Consider the following 19,145-nt stretch of genomic DNA (forward strand, 5'->3'; position numbering starts at 1 on the left):
ACCTTATGATCCGCGAAGAATTCCTGCGCTTGGCCGCTGACGGCTACAACCGCATTCCGTTGGCCTGCGAAACCCTGGCCGACTTCGACACGCCGCTCTCGATCTACCTGAAACTGGCCGACCAGCCCAATTCCTACCTCCTCGAATCAGTGCAGGGTGGCGAGAAATGGGGCCGTTACTCGATCATTGGTCTGCCATGCCGCACGGTCATGCGCGTTCACGATCATCACGTCAGCATCACCGTTGATGGCGTCGAAACCGAAAGCCACGATGTCGAAGACCCGCTGGCCTTCGTCGAAACCTTCAAGGCCCGCTACAACGTGCCGACCATCGCCGGTCTGCCGCGTTTCAACGGTGGCCTGGTCGGTTACTTCGGTTACGACTGCGTGCGCTATGTAGAGAAACGTCTGGGCAAGTGCCCGAATCCGGACCCGCTGGGCGTGCCGGACATCCTCTTGATGGTGTCCGATGCGGTCGTGGTGTTCGATAACCTTGCCGGCAAGATGCACGCCATCGTCCTTGCCGACCCGGCTCAGGCGGATGCTTACGAGCAGGGCCAGGCGCAGTTGCAGGCATTGCTGGAGAAACTGCGCCAGCCAATCACCCCGCGCCGTGGCCTGGACTTCAGCAAGCAACAATCGGCTGATCCGGTGTTCCGTTCCAGTTTCACCCAGGATGATTACGAAAAAGCCGTCGACACCATCAAGGAATACATCCTGGCCGGCGACTGCATGCAGGTCGTGCCGTCGCAGCGCATGTCGATCGACTTCAAGGCGGCGCCAATCGATCTATACCGCGCCCTGCGGTGCTTCAACCCGACGCCGTACATGTACTTCTTCAACTTCGGTGACTTCCACGTCGTCGGCAGTTCGCCGGAAGTGCTGGTGCGCGTTGAAGACAACCTGATCACCGTGCGCCCGATTGCCGGCACGCGCCCGCGTGGCGCGACCGAAGAAGCCGATGTGGCGCTGGAAGAAGACCTGCTGTCGGACGACAAGGAGATCGCCGAGCACTTGATGCTGATCGATCTGGGGCGTAACGATACCGGGCGCGTTTCGGAAATCGGTTCGGTGAAGCTCACTGAGAAGATGGTCATCGAGCGTTATTCCAACGTGATGCACATCGTCTCCAACGTCACCGGCCAGTTGAAAGCAGGGCTGACGGCGATGGACGCACTGCGGGCGATTCTGCCGGCGGGCACCTTGTCGGGCGCGCCGAAGATCCGTGCGATGGAAATCATCGACGAGCTGGAACCGGTCAAGCGTGGCGTGTACGGCGGCGCGGTTGGTTACTTTGCCTGGAACGGCAACATGGATACCGCGATTGCGATCCGCACGGCGGTGATCAAGAACGGTGAACTGCACGTGCAGGCCGGTGGTGGCATCGTCGCTGACTCGGTGCCGGCGCTGGAATGGGAAGAAACCCTGAACAAGCGCCGCGCGATGTTCCGCGCCGTCGCCCTGGCCGAACAAACGCCGGACTGATCACCGTTCCCACAGGGGGGATTGTGTCGTCAACAAAAAAAGCGGCGCCTGTGAAGGCGCCGCTTTTTTTGTACCTGCCATTCAGAAGTCCAACACCACCCCAACGTTGACGCCCTGCTGAGTAAAGTCATCGTCCTTGCGCAATGTATACCCGCCACGCAGCGCCAGATCAGCCGTGAGCTTGTGGCTGACGCCCAGGCTCAAGCGGTTGAGGTGGCTTTGCGGTGTGTAGCCTTCGAGTTTGAAATCGTTGGCCGGCAGGGTGTTGAGCGCGATGTTGACCTTTTGCACGTCATCTTCGTACTCACGCTCGTGGGCGTATTCGCCAAACACCTGGGTTTGCGGGGTGAAGTTGTATTTGCCCTGGATACCGAGGCCCAGACGTTTCGAATCGCGGGTCTGGTCATCGAAGCTCAGCGCCGTGGCGCGATTGCTCTTCTCCGAGTACCCATCGACATCGACGCTGGCATAGTCGGCACTGACGAACGGCGACAGGTGCCATTCGCTGCCCGGCTGGGCGATGTCGTAGCCGACACGGGCGCTGAACGCCCACAGACTGCCGTCGGTGTCGCCTTTCTCCGCACCCTCGCTGGCGCCGAGATCGAATTTGCGCTTGAGGTTGTCGTAGTCGAGTTTGCCGCCGGTCAATGCCGCATCGGCCCACCAGCGATTCTGCTGGAACTGGGCGAACGCGGTGGCCATGTAGCTGTTGAGTTTGTAGTCGGAATCGTTATGCCCGGCCTCCAGATTCTGCCGGTAGAAACCACCTGCGACGCCCACGCGCCAGGCGTCATTGAGGCGATAGCTGCCGCCGACGTTGAGGTTGTAGCCGCTGCCATCGGCGCTGGCGCCGCTGCTTTGGCTGTCGACATCCAGATGCTGACCGCCGGCGGAAACAATCGCCCGCCATTGACCCACCGCCTGCCAGTTTTCCCAGTCCGCTTGCCATTGGTTGCGCAACTCATCCTGATGCGCACGCACCGTGGTGTGGGCCATTTCCGGCAGCAAGGTCAGTTCCCACGGCGCGGCCAGCAGCGAGTAGGCGTAATCGGATATCAGTTTCTGCCCGGCCTCGGTCGGGTGCACGCCGTCGTTGTAGATCAGCTTGCTCGGGTCCGGGGTTGCGCTGTTGATGCCGTAACGGGCGTTTTCGGTGCAGCCGCTGCCACTGAAGCAGGTGGCGGTCAGGTTCTGGTCGGTGGCCAGGCCGAAGCGGCCCGGATCGGCGAACACTTCCGAGAGCAGTACCGGGATGTTCAGCGGAATGATTTCGGCGTTGATGCCTTGCAGGCGCGTGACCAACTGGTTGTTGAACTGGCTGGCGAGCTGGCTGCTGAAGGCCTGGAGCGGTGTGCCATTGATCGCCGGGGTCAGGCCGACATCAGGCAACAGCCACACCATCACGTATTTGGCCCCGGCCGTTTGCAGGGCTTGCACGCTGTCGGCCAGACGGTCGGCGCCGGCGTTGGCTTGCGGCAGGCTGAGGATACGCCCTTGCAGGAAATCGTTACCGCCGCCGGAGATGTAATACAGCGCATTCGGATCGGCGCGCAAGCCGTTCGATGGCAGGTAACCCGAGCGAGTGCGCTCACCGGTGGCGGACTGGGTGGTGATGGAGTCGAGAATCTGGTCGGTGCGATAACCGCCGACTGCCCAGTTGTTGCCGTCAGTCTGGCCGTTTTCAGCGCGCACAGCCGAACTGGAAGATGCAGTTTGATCGGGCGTGAAGCCCAGGCGTGCGCCCAGCCGTTGCGTGGCGTTCAGATCACGGGATTCACCGCTGCCGTCCAGATAGATCGGGCCGGTGCGGTTGGTGTAGCGCTGAGTGGCGCCCGCCGGGCCACCGGTGTCTCTGAAGGTGCCGGCATCGTTGAGGCTGTCGCCAAACACGACGAAATTCGAATAAGGATTGGGCGCGGCATACGCTTGGGCGCAAGCCAGTGCCAACAAGCAGCCGGCCAGCGGTACAAACAACGTCTGTTTGATCATGAGCAAGTCCGTTTATTTATTGTTGTAGGTGAACGAAACGACAGTACCAAAAACCTGCGGCGTTTTGCCATCGGTCGCGAATCCTTGTCTGGATTTATCCCCCAAAGGCCCGGCCATATTGCACGCTCCGCCCAGCTAAGTTACTGTGCCGGAACGTATGAACGAGACCTTTCCCGTGTTGATCACCAGCAAACTTCTGGATCAAGTCATCAAGGCACACGCCCGCTGGCGTTGGCGCGCCTGAATCTTTTCTGCCGGCCCCGCCGGATCTGTATCGCTTTGCCTTCCTTGCCCGTTTGATATGCCGCGTTGCCGACGCCATTGGCGCGTCCGACATCGTGCAGCGCCCTGCGGGCAAGTCATCTGAAGGCTGTCTCCAAGTTCAGAATTCAAGAGGTTCGACCCGCCATGTTGCTGATGATCGACAACTACGACTCCTTTACCTACAACGTTGTGCAATACCTTGGCGAGCTGGGTGCCGAGGTCAAAGTCGTGCGCAATGACGAATTGACCATCGCCGAAATCGAAGCCCTGAACCCCGAGCGCATCGTGGTTTCTCCCGGCCCTTGCACGCCAACCGAAGCCGGCATCTCCATCGAAGCCATCAAGCATTTCGCCGGCAAACTGCCGATCCTCGGTGTCTGCCTTGGCCACCAGTCCATCGGTCAGGCGTTTGGCGGCGATGTAATCCGCGCCCGACAGGTCATGCACGGTAAGACTAGTCCGGTATTCCACGAGGACAAGGGCGTTTTCAACGGCCTGAATCATCCATTGACAGTTACCCGCTACCACTCGCTCATCGTCAAGCACGATACTTTGCCCGATTGCCTCGAGCTGACGGCGTGGACGCAACACGATGACGGTTCGGTCGACGAAATCATGGGTCTGCGTCACAAGACCCTGAACATTGAGGGTGTACAGTTTCACCCCGAGTCGATCCTCACCGAACAGGGGCATGAACTGTTTGCCAACTTCCTCAAACAAACCGGCGGCACGCGCTAAGGACTTCCCATGAATATCAAGACAGCCCTGAGCCGTATCGTCGATCACCTTGATCTCAGCACCGATGAGATGCGCGACGTGATGCGCGAAATCATGACCGGCCAATGCACTGACGCGCAGATCGGCGCGTTCATGATGGCCATGCGCATGAAGAGCGAGAGCATCGACGAAATCGTCGGCGCCGTGTCGGTCATGCGCGAGCTGGCCGATCAGGTCGAATTGAAGACCCTCGACGGCGTGGTTGATGTCGTCGGCACCGGTGGTGATGGCGCAAACATCTTCAACGTGTCGACCGCTTCTTCCTTTGTTGTCGCAGCCGCCGGGTGCACCGTCGCCAAGCACGGCAACCGTGCGGTATCGGGCAAGAGCGGCAGCGCCGATTTGCTCGAAGCCGCCGGCATCTATCTCAACCTCACACCGGTTCAGGTCGCCCGTTGCATCGACAACGTCGGCATCGGTTTCATGTTCGCCCAGACCCACCACAAAGCCATGAAGTACGCCGCCGGCCCGCGTCGCGATCTCGGCCTGCGGACGTTGTTCAACATGCTCGGCCCGCTTACGAATCCGGCCGGTGTGAAACATCAGGTAGTGGGCGTGTTTACCCAGGCGCTGTGCCGGCCATTGGCCGAAGTCTTGCAGCGTCTGGGCAGCAAGCATGTGCTGGTGGTGCATTCGAAGGACGGTCTGGACGAGTTCAGTCTCGCCGCGCCGACCTTTGTCGCCGAGCTGAAAAACAACGAAATCACTGAGTATTGGGTCGAGCCGGAAGATCTGGGCATGAAGAGCCAGAGTCTGCACGGCCTGTCGGTTGAAGGCCCGGAAGCATCGCTGGCGCTTATCCGCGATGCCCTCGGCAAGCGCAAAACCGAAAACGGCCAGAAAGCCGCCGAAATGATTGTGCTCAACGCCGGCGCCGCGCTGTACGCCGCCGACGTGGCCAGCAGTTTGAAACAGGGCGTCGAGCTTGCACACGACGCGCTGCACACCGGCCTCGCTCGGGAGAAACTCGAGGAACTGGGTGCCTTTACCGCGGTATTCAAAGTGGAGAATGAGGGATGAGTGTACCGACGGTTCTGGAGAACATTCTGGCCCGCAAGGTTCAGGAAGTCGCCGAGCGTAGCGCTCGTGTGAGCCTGAGCGAGCTGGAAACTCTGGCCAAGGCGGCCGATGCACCCCGTGGTTTTGCCCAGGCACTGCTGGCGCAGGCCAAGAAGAAAGAGCCGGCGGTGATCGCTGAAGTCAAAAAGGCCTCGCCGAGCAAAGGCGTGATCCGCGAGAACTTCATTCCCGCCGACATCGCCAAGAGCTACGAGAGGGGCGGGGCGACCTGCCTGTCCGTGCTGACCGACATCGATTACTTCCAGGGCGCCGACGCCTACCTGCAACAGGCGCGCGCCGCATGCAACCTGCCGGTGATTCGCAAGGACTTCATGATCGATCCGTACCAGATCGTTGAAGCTCGCGCGTTGGGCGCCGACTGCGTGCTGCTGATTGTCTCCGCACTGGACGACGTTAGAATGGCCGAGCTGGCCTCCGTGGCCAAAGGCGCCGGTCTCGATGTTTTGGTGGAAGTGCACGATGGCGATGAGCTGGAGCGCGCGCTGAAAACCCTCGACACGCCGTTGGTCGGGGTCAACAACCGCAACCTGCACACGTTTGAAGTCAGCCTAGAAACCACCCTTGACCTGCTGCCACGGATTCCGCGTGATCGTCTGGTCATTACCGAAAGCGGCATCCTCAACCGGGCCGATGTCGAACTGATGGAAATCAACGACGTGTACTCGTTCCTGGTCGGCGAAGCGTTCATGCGTGCGGAGAATCCGGGCACAGAATTGCAGCGCTTGTTCTTCCCGGAGCGCGGTGTTCCGGTCAGTGGTTCGACCCTCGACTGACTCAATCAGACCGAGTCGACTCATTCGCGAGCAAGCCCGCTCCCACAGGAGGAATGCATTCCAATGTGGGAGCGGGCTTGCTCGCGAAGAGGCCATAAGATTCACCATAGACTGATCATCTAGCGGACTTCTTCATGACTCCAGTTTCTCTGACCATCGCAGAAGGCCTGCAAGCCGAACAGGATTTGCTGGCCTCGGTCTGCGCCGGTGACGCGGAATTCGGCCTGCTGTTCTGGCAACCAAGCGATCGCGCGTTGGTCATGCCGCGCCGCCTCAATCGTCTGCCTGCTTTCGAGCACGCCTGCGACGTCTCCGCCGTGGCTGGCTGGCCCGTCCTGCTACGGGAAACCGGCGGCGAACCGGTCCCGCAATCTGCCGCGACGATCAACATCGCTCTGGTCTATGCGCCACCGCGCAGCGAAGGCGATCTGAACCGCATCGAAACCGGCTACCGTCGACTGTGCGACCCGATCTGTCAGTTACTGGATGAGTTGGGCGGCACATCATCGTTGGGTGAAATCGACGGCGCGTTTTGTGATGGTCGCTTTAACGTCAACCTTGATGGCCGCAAAATGGTCGGCACCGCGCAGCGCTGGCGCCAGAGTCAGGGCGGACAGCGCCCCGTCGGGCTGGTACACGGGGCGATGCTGATGGATAACGAGCGCGAATCGATGGTCGCGGCGGTCAATCGCTTCAATCAAGCGTGTGGCCTGGAGCAGCGGGTGCGGGCGCAAAGCCACATTGCCCTGCATGAGAAATTCAACGCGCCACAGGCCTTGGCGCGTCTGGATGAGCTGTTTCGTCTGATGCTGGCGCAGATGTACAGCGCCTGAGTTTGCGGATTTAGCGCGTACCGAAGACCACCATGGTCTTGCCTTTCACATCGACCAGGTTGCGTTCTTCAAGATCCTTGAGCACGCGACCGACCATCTCCCGCGAACAACCGACAATCCGTCCGATCTCCTGACGCGTCACTTTGATTTGCATGCCGTCCGGGTGAGTCATTGCATCCGGCTGCTTGCACAGCTCCAGCAGACAACGTGCTACCCGGCCAGTGACGTCGAAAAACGCCAGATCGCCAACCTTGCGCGTGGTGTTGCGCAGGCGTTGTGCGATTTGTCCACTGAGGACGTAGAGAATGTCTGGGTCCTGCTGCGACAATTCGCGGAACTTGGCGTAGCTGATTTCGGCGGTTTCGCATTCAACCTTGGCCCGTACCCAGGCGCTGCGCTGCTGCTCCTGGCCGGCCTGTTCGAACAGGCCCAGTTCACCAAAGAAATCTCCGGCGTTCAGGTAGGCGATGATCATTTCACGGCCATCATCGTCTTCAATCAGGATCGTCACCGAACCCTTGATGATGAAGTACAGCGTGTCCGAACGGTCGCCGGCGCAAATGATATTGCTCTTGGCTGCATGACGACGGCGCTGGCAATGCATCAACAGCTTGTCGAGGTTCTTGATTTTTGGGGTGGGGGTAATAGCAACCATGGTTGTATCCCGAAAAGACTGCACGGTGATGTTTGATTTTTTATGAGGCGCTGAAGGCGGTCGCTGCACAGCTGGCATGGGCGCCAGCGAATTGGCGCCAGCTTAACAGACACGTCGTCGCAAATTCGAGAAATTACCTACGTTGTAGAGGCATCCGTCCTAGGAAGGATCGCACGCTGTCCGGGCAAAGCCCTGTGCTAAGCTGGCGACCCTTTTTTTACAGTGGAGTCTGGGCGATGAAGGCACGCATCCAATGGGCTGGCGAAGCCATGTTCCTCGGCGAATCCGGCAGCGGTCATGTCGTGGTGATGGACGGGCCACCGGACGCTGGTGGTCGTAATCTGGGGGTTCGCCCGATGGAAATGCTTCTGCTGGGCGTTGGCGGTTGCAGCAACTTCGACGTGGTCAGCATCCTGAAGAAAGCCCGTCAGGCCGTTGAAAGCTGCGAAGCCTTCCTTGAAGCCGAGCGCGCGAGCGAAGATCCGAAGGTGTTTACCAAGATTCACATGCACTTTGTGGTCAAGGGGCGAAATCTCAAGGAAGCCCAGGTCAAGCGCGCCATCGAACTGTCCGCCGAGAAGTATTGCTCGGCCTCGATCATGCTTGGCGCCGCTGGCGTGGCTATCACCCACGATTACGAAATCGTCGAACTCGGTTGAGTAGATCAATCAAGAGTACAACGCGAAGCGCCTGACGCAGAGCAACCGGTCTGCCGAGCAACGTGCTCAGCTGACTGACCGGGTGAAACACGAACTGCTGGAAATCTTCTACGCGCGCAACGCCGACCTAAGATTTTCAGGCATAAAAAAGGCGCCTACTTTGCGGTAGTCGCCTTTTTTATTGCTCAATACAGGGCCTGTGGGGAGCTGGCTTGCCAGCGCGCAGACTTCAGATCCGATAAGTACTCTTGGTCATCACTTTGGCCAGAATACTCATTCCGAACTTTACCGGTGCTGGAAACCGGAAACCACCAGCCTCCAGCGCACTGTCCGCATGATGCTCTTCATCAATGCGCATCTGCTCCAGAATCGCCCGGGACTTCTCGTCCTCCGCCGGCAACTGCTCCAGATGTTCATTCAAATGTTTGCACACCTGATGCTCGGTCGCCGCGACAAAACCGAGGCTGACCTTGTCGCTGATCAATCCGGCTACCGCGCCGATCCCGAACGACATGCCATAAAACAGCGGATTGAGCACGCTGGTATGGCTGCCCAATTGGTGGATGCGTTGCTCGCACCAGACCAGATGATCGATTTCTTCTTCGGCGGCGTGCTCCATGGCTTCACGCACTTGCGGCAGCTTGGCGGTCAGCGCTTGCCCTTGATACAGCGCCTGGGCGCAGACTTCGCCGGTATGGTTGATCCGCATCAGACCGGCGACGTGACGGGTGTCTTCATCGCTCATCTGCGTGTCCGGTTGCAGAATGGCTGGCGATGGGCGGTATGGCTGGCCACTGAAGGGCAGCAGGGTGCGCATCGCGGCGTCGGCTTGCAACAGAAGACGGTCAATTGGCGAGTAGTGACGTTGGGTAGTCATGCTGACCTCCGGGAAGAATCTCGACGGCCAGTTTAACCGAATCGGCCGGGGAAGGTTTGCGCTGGGTCATTTGCCGCGCGGTCGTGCTTTTTGTGGGCGCGGGCTTGCTTGCGAAGGCAGAAGGACAGGCGCTGGCAGGTTGAAAGTGCCGACATCTTCGCGAGCAAACCCGCTTCCACGGGGAATGGGTCGAGTGTCAGCCCGGCGGCCAGTTCATCTGACGCTGACCGAGTACGTGCATATGAATGTGGTAGACGGTCTGCCCACCCATTTCGTTGCAGTTCATCACCACGCGGAAACCTTCTTCGCAACCCAGTTCCCGCGCCAGGCGTTGCGCGGTAAACAGAATGTGCCCGGCCAGCGCTTTATCGTCTTCGGTCAGGTCATTCAGGGTGCGTATCGGCTTCTTCGGGATCACCAGAAAATGCACCGGTGCCTGAGGGGCGATATCGTGGAACGCCAGCACCTGGTCGTCCTCGTAGATGATGTTGGCCGGAATCTCCCGGTTGATGATCTTGGTGAACAGAGTATCCACTGCTGTTTTCTCCGTTGTTTGGACTGAGTCGAGTGTACGGCTTTGAATCCGGGTGCTTCAGCGAGGGCAATAAGCCTTGTTGACCATGCCGACAATGGTGCGGTTGAGCCAGCGTGATCCCAGCCTTGGCAGGAACGCGAACCAGCGATTGCGTCGCCCCGGGATTATGATTGCACGGTTTTTGTCGAGGGCGCGCACGGTGTACAACGCGACTTCCTCAGGGCTCATCATCATTTTGCTGTCGTTGAGTTTGTCGCTGTTCAGCTGCGCAGTGCGGAAAAACGCCGTGCGTGTGGGGCCGGGACAGAGCACCGAAACCTTCACCGCGCTTTGTTTGAGTTCTACTCGCAAGGCTTCCGAGAAGTGCAGGACATACGCCTTGCTGGCGTAGTAGGTGCTCATCCACGGGCCCGGATTGAACGCGGCAACCGAGGCGACGTTGAGGATCTGCCCGCCACCCTGTAGCGCCATGCTGTTACCAATGGCATGGCAAAGACGGGTCAGGGCAAGGATGTTCACTTCGATCAGATCCTGCTCGGTCATCCAGTCTTGCGCGAGGAACGGCCCACAGGTGCCAATGCCGGCGCAGTTCACCAGCAGATCAATCTGCCGGTCTCCTTCTTCCAGCTCCAGCAAAAAACCGGACAGACGCAGGGGCTCGCCGAGGTCGCAGGCCCGGAACAACACTTCAACGCCGAAGCGCTGAGTCAACTCGATGGCGATACTTTCCAACTGATCACGTTGTCGTGCCACCAGAATCAGGCTGCGGCCGCGCCGGGCCAGCGCTTCGGCCATGGCAAGGCCGATACCGCTGGAAGCGCCAGTGATCAGAGCGTAACGGGTCATGCAATTCTCCATCGCAACAGCTCCGCGCCGGCGACGCGGGTGTCACGGCAGGGAGCGCTGTTCATTCTTTCGCAGAGTCTACAGGGGCCTGTGCCGCTTCGGCTGCATCGTCGGCGGAATTCGCTGGGGATTCGACTTCCACGTCGATTTCGTCAGTGGTCACCGAGCCGCTTTCGTAGCTGCTTTCGAGGGTGCTTTCATATTCCTGCTGGATGGCCGAGATGCCGCCGAGAATGCCGCCCAGGAAAAACAGGGCGATAAACACGATCCACAGCGAGCACAGCACCTTGACCGCAGTGCTGTTCGGTGGGGGCGGTGGGCCGTAGCGGTTGGCAACTTTATCGCCGGGTACGATCATGAGCACAAAAGGAAAGAAACTGCCCACGAAGGGCACCAGGTTGAGCAACCAGAGCCAGCCGGACCAGCCGATATCGTGCAGGCGTTGAACGCAGAACAGGATGCTGACGATGATCAGCGCCAGGCACAAAAAGACCGCGATGATGCCGCCGCCGATCAGGCCACTGGTGGACTCGCTACTGACCAGTCCGAGAAAAATCAGTGCAAAGATACTGATGATCGGCAGAGTCACCAGGGTCATCACCATCGACCATGCCAGAAAGCGCAGACGTCCGATCCGGCCTTCCACCCCGAAGGGCTTGAGCGTTGCGAACGCCGGCAGGCTTGCGCCGACATTCGCACGGGGTGGCGCATACGGAGAAGTCGGCTCCGCCATGGCCGCGGAGTGTTCCTGCACGTCCGCCAGATTCAGTTCGATGGCCGTTTCAGGTTCGATTCGCGCGTCGATGCCGGTCTTGCTCAACGCTTGTAGATATGTCTGCGCATCGCCGTGGGACAGCTCACGTTTGAGTGCAACGGCGCGGCCACTGAACAGACGCTCGATGGCGGCCACATCGCTTTTGAACAGATCTGCCAGATTGAGCTTGGCAGTGGTGATGTCGACACCGGGCTGTAGAGCTCCGTCGAAAACGATCTTGTAACGGGGTTCGCTCATGGCCGAGGCATCCTTGTCGCGAATGGATTGAAAGGTCGTCAGTGTAAGGCCAGTCCGCCAGTGACTGGCCTGATTTTTAGCGTGGCCAGCGTTGTGGCAGTTGCGCTGCGCGTTCCTGGGCCTGGCGGTATTCAGCGTCAAGGCGGGCGACCAACTGATCCACGCTTGGCAGGTCATCGATCTGCCCTACACCCTGGCCCGCCGACCACACGGTCTTCCAGGCTTTGGCTTCGTCGCTGATGGGCTTGAGTTTGTCGCCGAAATTCACTTCTCCCTTGCCTTGCAGGGCTGCCATATCGAATCCGGCCGCCTCCAGGCTTTGGCGCATGAAACTGGCCGGAACGCCCGACACCGCTGGAGTATGGATGATGTCCGCAGCCTTGGCTGTCAGCAGCATCTCCTTATAGGCGTCAGGCGCATGACTTTCCGTGGTGCCGATAAATCGCGTACCGAAGTAGGCCAAATCCGCACCGAGCAACTGTGCGGCGAGAATCTCATGGCCGTGGTTCAAACATCCTGCAAGCAACAGCGTCTTGTCGAAGAACTGGCGGATCTCGGCGATCAGTGCAAACGGGCTCCAGGTGCCGGCATGGCCACCGGCACCAGCGGCGACGGCGATCAATCCATCGACCCCGGCCTCGGCGGCTTTCTCTGCATGGCGTCGGGTTGTCACGTCGTGGAACACCAGTCCGCCGTAACTGTGCACGGCGTCAACCAGCTCCTTCACCGCGCCGAGGCTGGTGATGACGATGGGCACTTTGTGCTCGACGCAGATGTTCAAGTCCGCCTGCAGGCGCGGGTTACTGTTATGAACAATCAGGTTCACGGCATACGGTGCCGGGTTAGCCAGTGTCGCCAGTCCCGCTTCGATCTGTTCCAGCCAGGCTTTGAAGCCGCTGCTTTCTCGCTGGTTGAGTGCTGGAAAACTACCGACCACGCCGTTTCGGCAGCAAGCAAGTACCAGCTCCGGGTTGGAAATCAGAAACATCGGCGCCACCACCACGGGCAAGCGCAGACGTTGTTCGAGCAAAGCGGGCAGCGACATGGAAAGTCCCCCGAAGTGTGGTGGTTATTGAAGTTAGAACGGCTTGACCACGACCAGAATTACGATAGCCAGCAATATCAGCACCGGCACTTCATTGAACCAGCGATAAAAGACATGGCTGCGGGTGTTCTCGCCACGGGCGAAACGTTTTACCTGAGCGCCACACATGTGGTGGTAGCCGATCAGCAAGACAACGAGCGTCAGTTTGGCGTGTATCCAGCCACCCATGCTGAAGATGCTCGGGTTCAGATAGATCAGCCAGCCGCCGAAAATCAGCGTGGCGATCATCGCGGGGCCCATGATGCCGCGATACAACTTGCGCTCCATGACGCTGAAGCGTTCCTTGCTGATCGTGTCTTCACTCTGCGCGTGATAAACGAACAGTCGTGGAAGGTAGAACAGTCCGGCAAACCAGCACACAACACTGACGATATGAAACGCTTTGATCCACAGATAGAGCATTTTGGTTATTTCCTCATTCACGGTAAGCCGGATAGTAGAGGCTTGTGTGTCCGCACGTCACCTTGACGGTTGTCGCAGGCGCGCGCGGCCCATATTATCGACGGCTTTCCAGTGGGTTCGTTGAGGGCAGGTTTATGGTCAAGGTCGGTATCGTCGGCGGCACGGGTTACACCGGTGTCGAATTGCTGCGTCTGTTGGCGCAGCACCCGCTGGCAGAAGTGGTGGTGATCACTTCCCGATCCGAGACCGGTCTGGCCGTGGCTGATATGTACCCGAACCTGCGCGGCCACTACGACGGCCTGGCGTTCAGTGTGCCGGACATCAATACCCTGGGCGCTTGCGATGTGGTGTTCTTCGCAACCCCGCACGGTGTTGCTCATGCATTGGCGGGCGAGTTACTGGCGGCAGGAACCAAGGTGATCGACCTCTCGGCTGACTTCCGCTTGCAGGACGCTGATGAGTGGGCCAAGTGGTACGGTCAGCCGCACGGTGCGCCGGAACTGCTCGACGAAGCGGTATATGGTCTGCCTGAAGTCAATCGCGAGCAGATCAAGGCAGCTCGCCTGATCGCCGTGCCCGGTTGCTATCCAACCGCTACGCAGTTGGGTTTTTTGCCTTTGCTTGAAGCCGGTCTGGCTGATGCTTCGCGTTTGATCGCGGACTGCAAGTCCGGTGTCAGCGGTGCCGGTCGTGGTGCGGCGGTAGGATCTTTGTACTCCGAGACGTCCGAAAGCATGAAGGCTTACGCAGTCAAAGGTCACCGTCACCTGCCGGAAATTCGTCAAGGGCTGCGTCGCGCGGCGGGCAAGGACGTTGGCTTGACCTTCGTTCCGCACCTCACGCCGATGATTCGCGGCATTCACTCCACACTCTATGCGACTGTGGTTGATCGCTCGGTGGATCTGCAGGCGCTATACGAAAAGCGCTATGCCAACGAGCCGTTCGTCGATGTAATGCCAGCGGGCAGTCATCCGGAAACCCGCAGCGTGCGTGGTGCCAACGTCTGCCGAATCGCGGTTCATCGTCCGCAGGATGGCGATCTGGTGGTGGTGCTGTCGGTAATCGACAACCTGGTCAAAGGCGCGTCGGGTCAGGCTGTGCAGAACATGAACATCCTGTTCGGGCTGGACGAGCGCCTCGGTCTTTCCCATGCCGGTATGCTGCCGTAACATTTTCCTGAGTACAGCAAAGAGGCCCGCCGAACGGGCCTTTTTGCAGGGTGAGCAGAGGATCGGATTATTGATATACCGTAACAATAGTTGACCGATTTTCTAGGAGAAGCGGATAATGCGCGTCATCACGCATTATGGCGGCGTAACGCCGGGAGAGAGTCAGCATGAGCGTCGAATCCTTCACCCCCACGGCTTTGCAATTCACCCACGGTGCTGCGCACAAGGTGAAGAGCCTGGTCGATGAAGAGGGGAATGATCGCTTGAAGCTGCGCGTATTCGTTACGGGCGGCGGTTGTTCAGGTTTTCAGTACGGCTTCACTTTCGATGAAGATGTGGCCGATGACGACACCATTGTCGAGCGCGAAGGCGTGAGCCTGGTGGTCGATCCGATGAGCTTCCAGTACCTGGCCGGTGCCGAGGTGGATTATCAGGAAGGTCTGGAAGGATCGCGCTTCGTGATCAAGAACCCGAACGCCACCACGACCTGTGGTTGCGGCTCCTCGTTCTCGATCTGATCGCACCTCGCTTCAGATGACAAAACGCCGCAGAGCCTTACGGTTCTGCGGCGTTTTGCTGTGGGCGATTCAATCAGGCCGGGTAGATGGCGCCGAGTACCCGAAGACCGCGGGCGCCCGTGACACTCGGGCGATTGGCGGCGATGCCTTCGAGGCAGCAGTGGGCAAGCCAGGCGAAGGCCATGGCTTCGACCCAGTCGGGGTCAACGCCGTGGCTCGCGGTGCTGGCGACAGTGGTGTTCGGCAACAGTTCGCCAAGGCGCTTCATCAGTGTCGCGTTGTGAGCTCCGCCACCGCAGACCAGCATTTCCCGGGTATCCGCTTGAGCGCTTTGCAGCGACTCAATGATGGTCATTGCGGTCAGTTCAAGCAGCGTGGCCTGTACGTTCTCCGCAGCGAAGGCAGGCAGCCGTGACAGGTGTTGTTCCAGCCAGGGCAGGTTGAACACTTCGCGCCCGGTGCTTTTCGGCCCTTGGGTCACAAAAAACGGGTCACTGAGCAAAGCCTTGAGCAGGCTCGGTTCAACGGTGCCGCTGGCCGCCCACTGGCCGTTGCGGTCGTAGCTTTCACCGCGTTGTTGCTGAATCCAGGCATCCATCAGCACATTCCCAGGGCCGCAGTCGAAACCGGCTACAGGCCTGGTCGGCTCAATCAGACTCAGATTGCTGAAGCCGCCGACATTCAATACGGCCTGGTTGCCGGTACGCTCTTCGAACAAAGCTTCATGGAAGGCAGGCACCAGAGGAGCGCCTTGCCCGCCGGCAGCGACGTCGCGACTGCGGAAGTCACTGACTACCGAGATGCCGGTCAGCTCGGTGAGCAGGGCAGGGTTGCCGATCTGCACGGTGAAGCCGCGCGTCGGTTCGTGGCGAATGGTCTGGCCGTGGCTGCCGATGGCACGAATGGCTTCGGGCTTGAGCTGCTGCTGATCGAGGAGCGTGTGGATGCCCTGTGCGGCGAGCTTCACCCAGTATTGCTGGGCAATCGCCGAGCGGGCGATTTCGTCGGGGCCGCTCGCGCACAGGGCGAGAAGCTCTGCGCGCAGGGATTCAGGCATAGGGATGTAGTGAGTGGCGATCAGTTTGATCGCCGAGTTCTGTTCGATCAGGGCGATGTCCAGGCCATCGAGACTGGTTCCGGACATCACGCCGATGTAGAGAGGCATGGCTTAACGCTTGCTCGAGGCCAGCAGGGTGGCCTTCTCTTGATCCATGCGAGCCATCAGCGGTTGGCTCTGGGCGAGGAAGCGAGCACGTTCGGCCTTGGCGATCGGATCGGCCATCGGCAGCTTCTGGCCCAGTGGATCGACGTGTACGCCGTTTACCTGGAACTCGTAATGCAGGTGCGGGCCAGTGGACAGGCCGGTAGTGCCGATGTATCCGATGACTTGGCCCTGCTTGACGGTACCACCGGTTTTTACGCCTTTGGCGAAGCCCTGCATGTGGCCGTACAGCGTGCGGTAGGTATTGCCGTGCTGAATGATAACGGTGTTGCCGTAACCACCACGACGCCCCGCCAGCAGTACTTTGCCATCGCCGGCTGCTTTGATCGGTGTACCGCGTGGAGCTGCGTAATCGACACCCTTGTGGGCGCGGATCTTGTTGAGGATCGGGTGTTTGCGGCCCATGGAGAACTTCGAACTGATGCGGGCAAAGTCCACCGGAGTACGGATGAACGCCTTGCGCATGCTGTTGCCGTCAGCTGTGTAGTAGCTGCTGTTGCCCTGTTTGTTTGTGTAGCGCACGGCGGTGTAAGTCTTGCCGCGGTTGGTGAAGCGCGCGGAAAGGATCGGGCCGGTACCGACAGTCTTGCCGTTGACCACTTTCTGTTCGTAGATCACATCGAAATCGTCACCCTGGCGGATGTCCTGAGCGAAGTCGATGTCATAGCCGAATACGCTGGCCATATCCATGGTCAGGCTGTGCGAGAGGCCTGCGCGGGCTGCGGATTGCGAGAGCGAGCTATTGATTACGCCGTGAACATAGGCCGTGCGCACGGTAGGTTTCGCTGTGATCCGGTTGAAGGCGTAACCCTTGTCATTCTTGGTCAGGGTGATGGTTTCGACGTCGCTGACCTTGCTCTGCAGGCTGGCCAACTGACCTTCCGGGGTCAGTTCAAACTCGAGCTTCTGGCCACGTTTGAGCTGGCTGAACTGCTTGGCCTGTTTATCGCTGGCCAGTACTTCATGCACGGAAGCCGCAGGCAGGCCGACTTTCTCAAACAGGGTCGACAGTGTGTCGCCCTTGGCTACGGTCACTTCTCGATGACCGGGAGCTTTTGGCTTATCAGCGGCCGGCGCGGCTGCGGGTGCGGTTTCGGCGGTCTGCGGAGCGTTTTCTTCGTTGTTTTCGATCTGGGCAAATGGCGAGGCTACTGGCTCATTTGTGGCTTGAACGGCGTCAGCAGCGTCTTGATCTTGTGCCAGCTGTTCAGCAGGACTTTCCAGTTCAAGGCTCAGGGTCGTCTTTTTGGCTTCAACATCACTGGAAGGGAATACCAGTAGCGCCAGACTCAGTAGGGCGGCGATTCCACTTGCTGCGAGCAGGTGGGTCTTCGGGTAAAGCGGGGGCGCTTTAGACGGGTCTGTGGTCATAAGTAATTTTTGACTTTGAAAAAAGATGAATTGGAAAAGATGAATGACATGATGAAGATGAAATAACTGTATAAAATATAACCAAATCATCCCTGAAGCAAGTCCACAGACACTCGTTCTGGGGAATGGTGTCCGTGTGCCGGGCAAAACTTGTATTTGGTGCGCGTTCTTGTATGGTTGGTTCCCTTTGAATCTGAGCCTTGCGGGTCTGTTATGAAGTCGGTTGAAGAGCAGCTAGCGCTGATTAAACGTGGTGCGGAAGAATTGTTGGTCGAGTCCGAGCTGATCGAGAAGCTCAAGCGCGGCCAACCGCTGCGTATCAAGGCTGGTTTTGATCCTACCGCTCCGGATCTGCATCTGGGTCATACCGTGCTTATTAATAAGCTGCGTCAGTTCCAGGAGCTGGGGCACCAGGTGATCTTCCTTATCGGTGACTTCACCGGGATGATCGGTGATCCGAGCGGCAAGAGCGCCACTCGTCCTCCGTTGACTCGCGAGCAGGTTCTGGAGAACGCCGAGACCTACAAGACTCAGGTGTTCAAGATTCTCGATCCGGCGAAAACCGAAGTCGCGTTCAACTCTACCTGGATGGATCAGATGGGGCCGGCTGACTTCATTCGTCTGACTTCGCAATACACCGTTGCGCGCATGCTGGAGCGTGATGACTTCGACAAGCGCTACACCACCAATCAGCCAATCGCTATTCACGAGTTTTTGTATCCGTTGGTTCAGGGCTATGACTCGGTTGCTCTGCGTGCGGATGTAGAGCTGGGTGGTACCGATCAGAAATTCAATTTGCTGATGGGGCGTGAACTGCAGCGTGGTTATGGTCAGGAGGCTCAGTGCATTCTGACTATGCCGTTGCTCGAAGGTCTGGATGGCGTGAAGAAGATGTCCAAGTCGTTGGGCAACTACGTCGGCATTCAGGAGGCGCCGGGTGTGATGTACAGCAAGCTGGTTTCGATTCCGGATGCGCTGATGTGGCGTTACTTCGAGTTGCTCAGCTTCCGTTCAATGGATGAGATCAATGCATTGCGTGCCGAAGTAGAGGCGGGTGCCAATCCTCGTGACGTGAAGATTAAGCTGGCTGAAGAGATTGTTGCGCGCTTTCATGGTGAGGAGGCTGCAGCCAATGCGCATCGTGCGGCGGGCAATCGCATGAAAGATGGCGAGTTGCCGGATGATCTTCCCGAGATCGAGCTGGCATCTACTGAGGATATGCCGATTGCTGCTGTCCTTAATAAGGCAGGCATGGTTAAGAACTCGGCCGCGGCGCGCGACTTGTTGGCGTCGGGTGGGGTGCGCGTCGATGGCGAGGTGGTGGATCGCTCCTTTATATATGTACTGGGTGCAACCCACGTTTGCCAAGCCGGGAAGAAGGCATTCGCCCGTATTACGCTGAAAACTGAGTAAGGTTGAAATTAGGGGTTGACGGCGAATTTTAGAAGTCTATAATTCGCCCCACTTCCGGCGCAGTCGAAACGGAAAACTCCTTGAGATTCAATGAGTTATTTAGGTTTCGGCAGCAGGTTGCTTCAGTTCATCGAAGTCGAAAGGAAGTTGAAAAAGAGGTG

Annotated in this window: 19 protein-coding genes; 9 read left to right on the plus strand and 10 right to left on the minus strand. The window is 58.8% G+C overall.

Annotated elements, in window-relative coordinates; all coding sequences use genetic code 11:
- Positions 1–5 precede the first annotated feature (5 nt).
- Entirely contained in the window at positions 6–1,484 is a 1,479-nt protein-coding gene (gene trpE / locus AACY19_RS25350; RefSeq protein ID WP_339454296.1) for an anthranilate synthase component I, read from the plus strand.
- 81 nt (positions 1,485–1,565) lie between these two features.
- Here trpE and estP read toward each other — a convergent pair whose 3' ends face one another.
- On the minus strand, positions 1,566–3,473 hold the full coding sequence (gene estP / locus AACY19_RS25355) for an esterase EstP (RefSeq protein ID WP_339454297.1): 1,908 nt from the start codon (positions 3,471–3,473) through the stop codon (positions 1,566–1,568).
- 408 nt (positions 3,474–3,881) lie between these two features.
- On the opposite strand from estP, the gene AACY19_RS25360 reads away from it, so the two are divergent.
- The 4 genes from AACY19_RS25360 to AACY19_RS25375 all read left to right on the plus strand — a co-directional run bounded on the left by AACY19_RS25360 (position 3,882) and on the right by AACY19_RS25375 (position 7,200).
- Entirely contained in the window at positions 3,882–4,475 is a 594-nt protein-coding gene (locus tag AACY19_RS25360) for an aminodeoxychorismate/anthranilate synthase component II (RefSeq protein ID WP_339454298.1), read from the plus strand.
- 9 nt (positions 4,476–4,484) lie between these two features.
- Positions 4,485–5,534, plus strand: coding sequence for an anthranilate phosphoribosyltransferase (gene trpD / locus AACY19_RS25365; protein ID WP_095050325.1), 1,050 nt, complete (start codon positions 4,485–4,487; stop codon positions 5,532–5,534).
- A complete protein-coding gene (gene trpC / locus AACY19_RS25370; protein WP_339454299.1) occupies positions 5,531–6,367 on the plus strand; it encodes an indole-3-glycerol phosphate synthase TrpC in 837 nt (278 codons plus the stop codon). The genes trpD and trpC overlap by 4 nt, the downstream gene beginning before the upstream one ends.
- A 134-nt stretch (positions 6,368–6,501) precedes the next feature.
- Positions 6,502–7,200 (plus strand): lipoate--protein ligase family protein, encoded by a 699-nt coding sequence (locus AACY19_RS25375; RefSeq protein ID WP_339454300.1) that lies wholly within the window; start codon positions 6,502–6,504, stop codon positions 7,198–7,200.
- 10 nt (positions 7,201–7,210) lie between these two features.
- Here AACY19_RS25375 and crp read toward each other — a convergent pair whose 3' ends face one another.
- On the minus strand, positions 7,211–7,855 hold the full coding sequence (gene crp / locus AACY19_RS25380; RefSeq protein WP_095122650.1) for a cAMP-activated global transcriptional regulator CRP: 645 nt from the start codon (positions 7,853–7,855) through the stop codon (positions 7,211–7,213).
- 236 nt (positions 7,856–8,091) lie between these two features.
- Between crp and AACY19_RS25385 the strand changes: the two genes are divergently transcribed.
- Positions 8,092–8,514, plus strand: a complete 423-nt coding sequence (locus AACY19_RS25385) for an OsmC family protein (RefSeq protein ID WP_339454301.1) — start codon at positions 8,092–8,094, stop codon at positions 8,512–8,514.
- A gap of 229 nt (positions 8,515–8,743) precedes the next feature.
- On the opposite strand, the gene coq7 is transcribed toward AACY19_RS25385, so the two are convergent.
- From coq7 to hemJ, 6 genes are all read right to left on the minus strand, one after another.
- The gene (gene coq7 / locus AACY19_RS25395; RefSeq protein WP_339454302.1) at positions 8,744–9,391 is read right to left on the minus strand and encodes a 2-polyprenyl-3-methyl-6-methoxy-1,4-benzoquinone monooxygenase; all 648 of its coding nucleotides are present in this window, start codon (positions 9,389–9,391) and stop codon (positions 8,744–8,746) included.
- Positions 9,392–9,587: 196 nt separating this feature from the next.
- Positions 9,588–9,926: a histidine triad nucleotide-binding protein gene (locus tag AACY19_RS25400; RefSeq protein WP_339454303.1), complete on the minus strand. Its 339-nt coding sequence runs from the start codon at positions 9,924–9,926 to the stop codon at positions 9,588–9,590.
- Positions 9,927–9,983: 57 nt separating this feature from the next.
- The gene (locus AACY19_RS25405; RefSeq protein WP_339454304.1) at positions 9,984–10,772 is read right to left on the minus strand and encodes an SDR family NAD(P)-dependent oxidoreductase; all 789 of its coding nucleotides are present in this window, start codon (positions 10,770–10,772) and stop codon (positions 9,984–9,986) included.
- A 61-nt stretch (positions 10,773–10,833) separates the two neighbouring features.
- Positions 10,834–11,784 (minus strand): DUF805 domain-containing protein, encoded by a 951-nt coding sequence (locus tag AACY19_RS25410; protein WP_339454305.1) that lies wholly within the window; start codon positions 11,782–11,784, stop codon positions 10,834–10,836.
- Between the two features lie 76 nt (positions 11,785–11,860).
- Complete coding sequence (locus tag AACY19_RS25415; RefSeq protein WP_339454306.1) at positions 11,861–12,829, minus strand: NAD(P)H-dependent flavin oxidoreductase; 969 nt, start codon at positions 12,827–12,829, stop codon at positions 11,861–11,863.
- 33 nt (positions 12,830–12,862) lie between these two features.
- Entirely contained in the window at positions 12,863–13,291 is a 429-nt protein-coding gene (gene hemJ, locus AACY19_RS25420) for a protoporphyrinogen oxidase HemJ (protein ID WP_053124346.1), read from the minus strand.
- A gap of 134 nt (positions 13,292–13,425) precedes the next feature.
- Here hemJ and argC point away from each other — a divergent pair, with 134 nt between their 5' ends.
- On the plus strand, positions 13,426–14,460 hold the full coding sequence (gene argC / locus AACY19_RS25425) for an N-acetyl-gamma-glutamyl-phosphate reductase (RefSeq protein WP_339454307.1): 1,035 nt from the start codon (positions 13,426–13,428) through the stop codon (positions 14,458–14,460).
- Positions 14,461–14,627: 167 nt separating this feature from the next.
- Positions 14,628–14,978: an iron-sulfur cluster insertion protein ErpA gene (erpA, locus tag AACY19_RS25430; protein ID WP_003176443.1), complete on the plus strand. Its 351-nt coding sequence runs from the start codon at positions 14,628–14,630 to the stop codon at positions 14,976–14,978.
- 73 nt (positions 14,979–15,051) lie between these two features.
- Here the strand turns inward: erpA and AACY19_RS25435 are convergent, their stop codons facing one another.
- On the minus strand, positions 15,052–16,143 hold the full coding sequence (locus tag AACY19_RS25435; protein WP_339454308.1) for an anhydro-N-acetylmuramic acid kinase: 1,092 nt from the start codon (positions 16,141–16,143) through the stop codon (positions 15,052–15,054).
- 3 nt (positions 16,144–16,146) lie between these two features.
- A complete protein-coding gene (locus tag AACY19_RS25440) occupies positions 16,147–17,571 on the minus strand; it encodes a peptidoglycan DD-metalloendopeptidase family protein (protein WP_339454309.1) in 1,425 nt (474 codons plus the stop codon).
- Positions 17,572–17,784: 213 nt separating this feature from the next.
- Between AACY19_RS25440 and tyrS the strand changes: the two genes are divergently transcribed.
- Entirely contained in the window at positions 17,785–18,984 is a 1,200-nt protein-coding gene (gene tyrS / locus AACY19_RS25445) for a tyrosine--tRNA ligase (protein WP_339454310.1), read from the plus strand.
- Positions 18,985–19,145 lie beyond the last annotated feature (161 nt).

Source organism: Pseudomonas sp. EA_5y_Pfl2_R50 (genome assembly GCF_963970475.1).
Classification (GTDB): domain Bacteria; phylum Pseudomonadota; class Gammaproteobacteria; order Pseudomonadales; family Pseudomonadaceae; genus Aquipseudomonas.

What these genes read in the sequence shown, in the direction of transcription:
- estP (WP_339454297.1), bottom strand. Translation starts at nt 3,473, where the DNA reads ATGATCAAACAGACGTTGTTTGTACCGCTGGCCGGCTGCTTGTTGGCA.
- AACY19_RS25440 (WP_339454309.1), bottom strand. Translation starts at nt 17,571, where the DNA reads ATGACCACAGACCCGTCTAAAGCGCCCCCGCTTTACCCGAAGACCCAC.
- AACY19_RS25405 (WP_339454304.1), bottom strand. Translation starts at nt 10,772, where the DNA reads ATGACCCGTTACGCTCTGATCACTGGCGCTTCCAGCGGTATCGGCCTT.
- AACY19_RS25360 (WP_339454298.1), top strand. Translation starts at nt 3,882, where the DNA reads ATGTTGCTGATGATCGACAACTACGACTCCTTTACCTACAACGTTGTG.
- coq7 (WP_339454302.1), bottom strand. Translation starts at nt 9,391, where the DNA reads ATGACTACCCAACGTCACTACTCGCCAATTGACCGTCTTCTGTTGCAA.
- erpA (WP_003176443.1), top strand. Translation starts at nt 14,628, where the DNA reads ATGAGCGTCGAATCCTTCACCCCCACGGCTTTGCAATTCACCCACGGT.
- crp (WP_095122650.1), bottom strand. Translation starts at nt 7,855, where the DNA reads ATGGTTGCTATTACCCCCACCCCAAAAATCAAGAACCTCGACAAGCTG.
- AACY19_RS25410 (WP_339454305.1), bottom strand. Translation starts at nt 11,784, where the DNA reads ATGAGCGAACCCCGTTACAAGATCGTTTTCGACGGAGCTCTACAGCCC.
- AACY19_RS25375 (WP_339454300.1), top strand. Translation starts at nt 6,502, where the DNA reads ATGACTCCAGTTTCTCTGACCATCGCAGAAGGCCTGCAAGCCGAACAG.
- trpE (WP_339454296.1), top strand. Translation starts at nt 6, where the DNA reads ATGATCCGCGAAGAATTCCTGCGCTTGGCCGCTGACGGCTACAACCGC.
- argC (WP_339454307.1), top strand. Translation starts at nt 13,426, where the DNA reads ATGGTCAAGGTCGGTATCGTCGGCGGCACGGGTTACACCGGTGTCGAA.
- AACY19_RS25385 (WP_339454301.1), top strand. Translation starts at nt 8,092, where the DNA reads ATGAAGGCACGCATCCAATGGGCTGGCGAAGCCATGTTCCTCGGCGAA.
- hemJ (WP_053124346.1), bottom strand. Translation starts at nt 13,291, where the DNA reads ATGCTCTATCTGTGGATCAAAGCGTTTCATATCGTCAGTGTTGTGTGC.
- trpD (WP_095050325.1), top strand. Translation starts at nt 4,485, where the DNA reads ATGAATATCAAGACAGCCCTGAGCCGTATCGTCGATCACCTTGATCTC.
- tyrS (WP_339454310.1), top strand. Translation starts at nt 17,785, where the DNA reads ATGAAGTCGGTTGAAGAGCAGCTAGCGCTGATTAAACGTGGTGCGGAA.
- AACY19_RS25435 (WP_339454308.1), bottom strand. Translation starts at nt 16,143, where the DNA reads ATGCCTCTCTACATCGGCGTGATGTCCGGAACCAGTCTCGATGGCCTG.
- AACY19_RS25415 (WP_339454306.1), bottom strand. Translation starts at nt 12,829, where the DNA reads ATGTCGCTGCCCGCTTTGCTCGAACAACGTCTGCGCTTGCCCGTGGTG.
- trpC (WP_339454299.1), top strand. Translation starts at nt 5,531, where the DNA reads ATGAGTGTACCGACGGTTCTGGAGAACATTCTGGCCCGCAAGGTTCAG.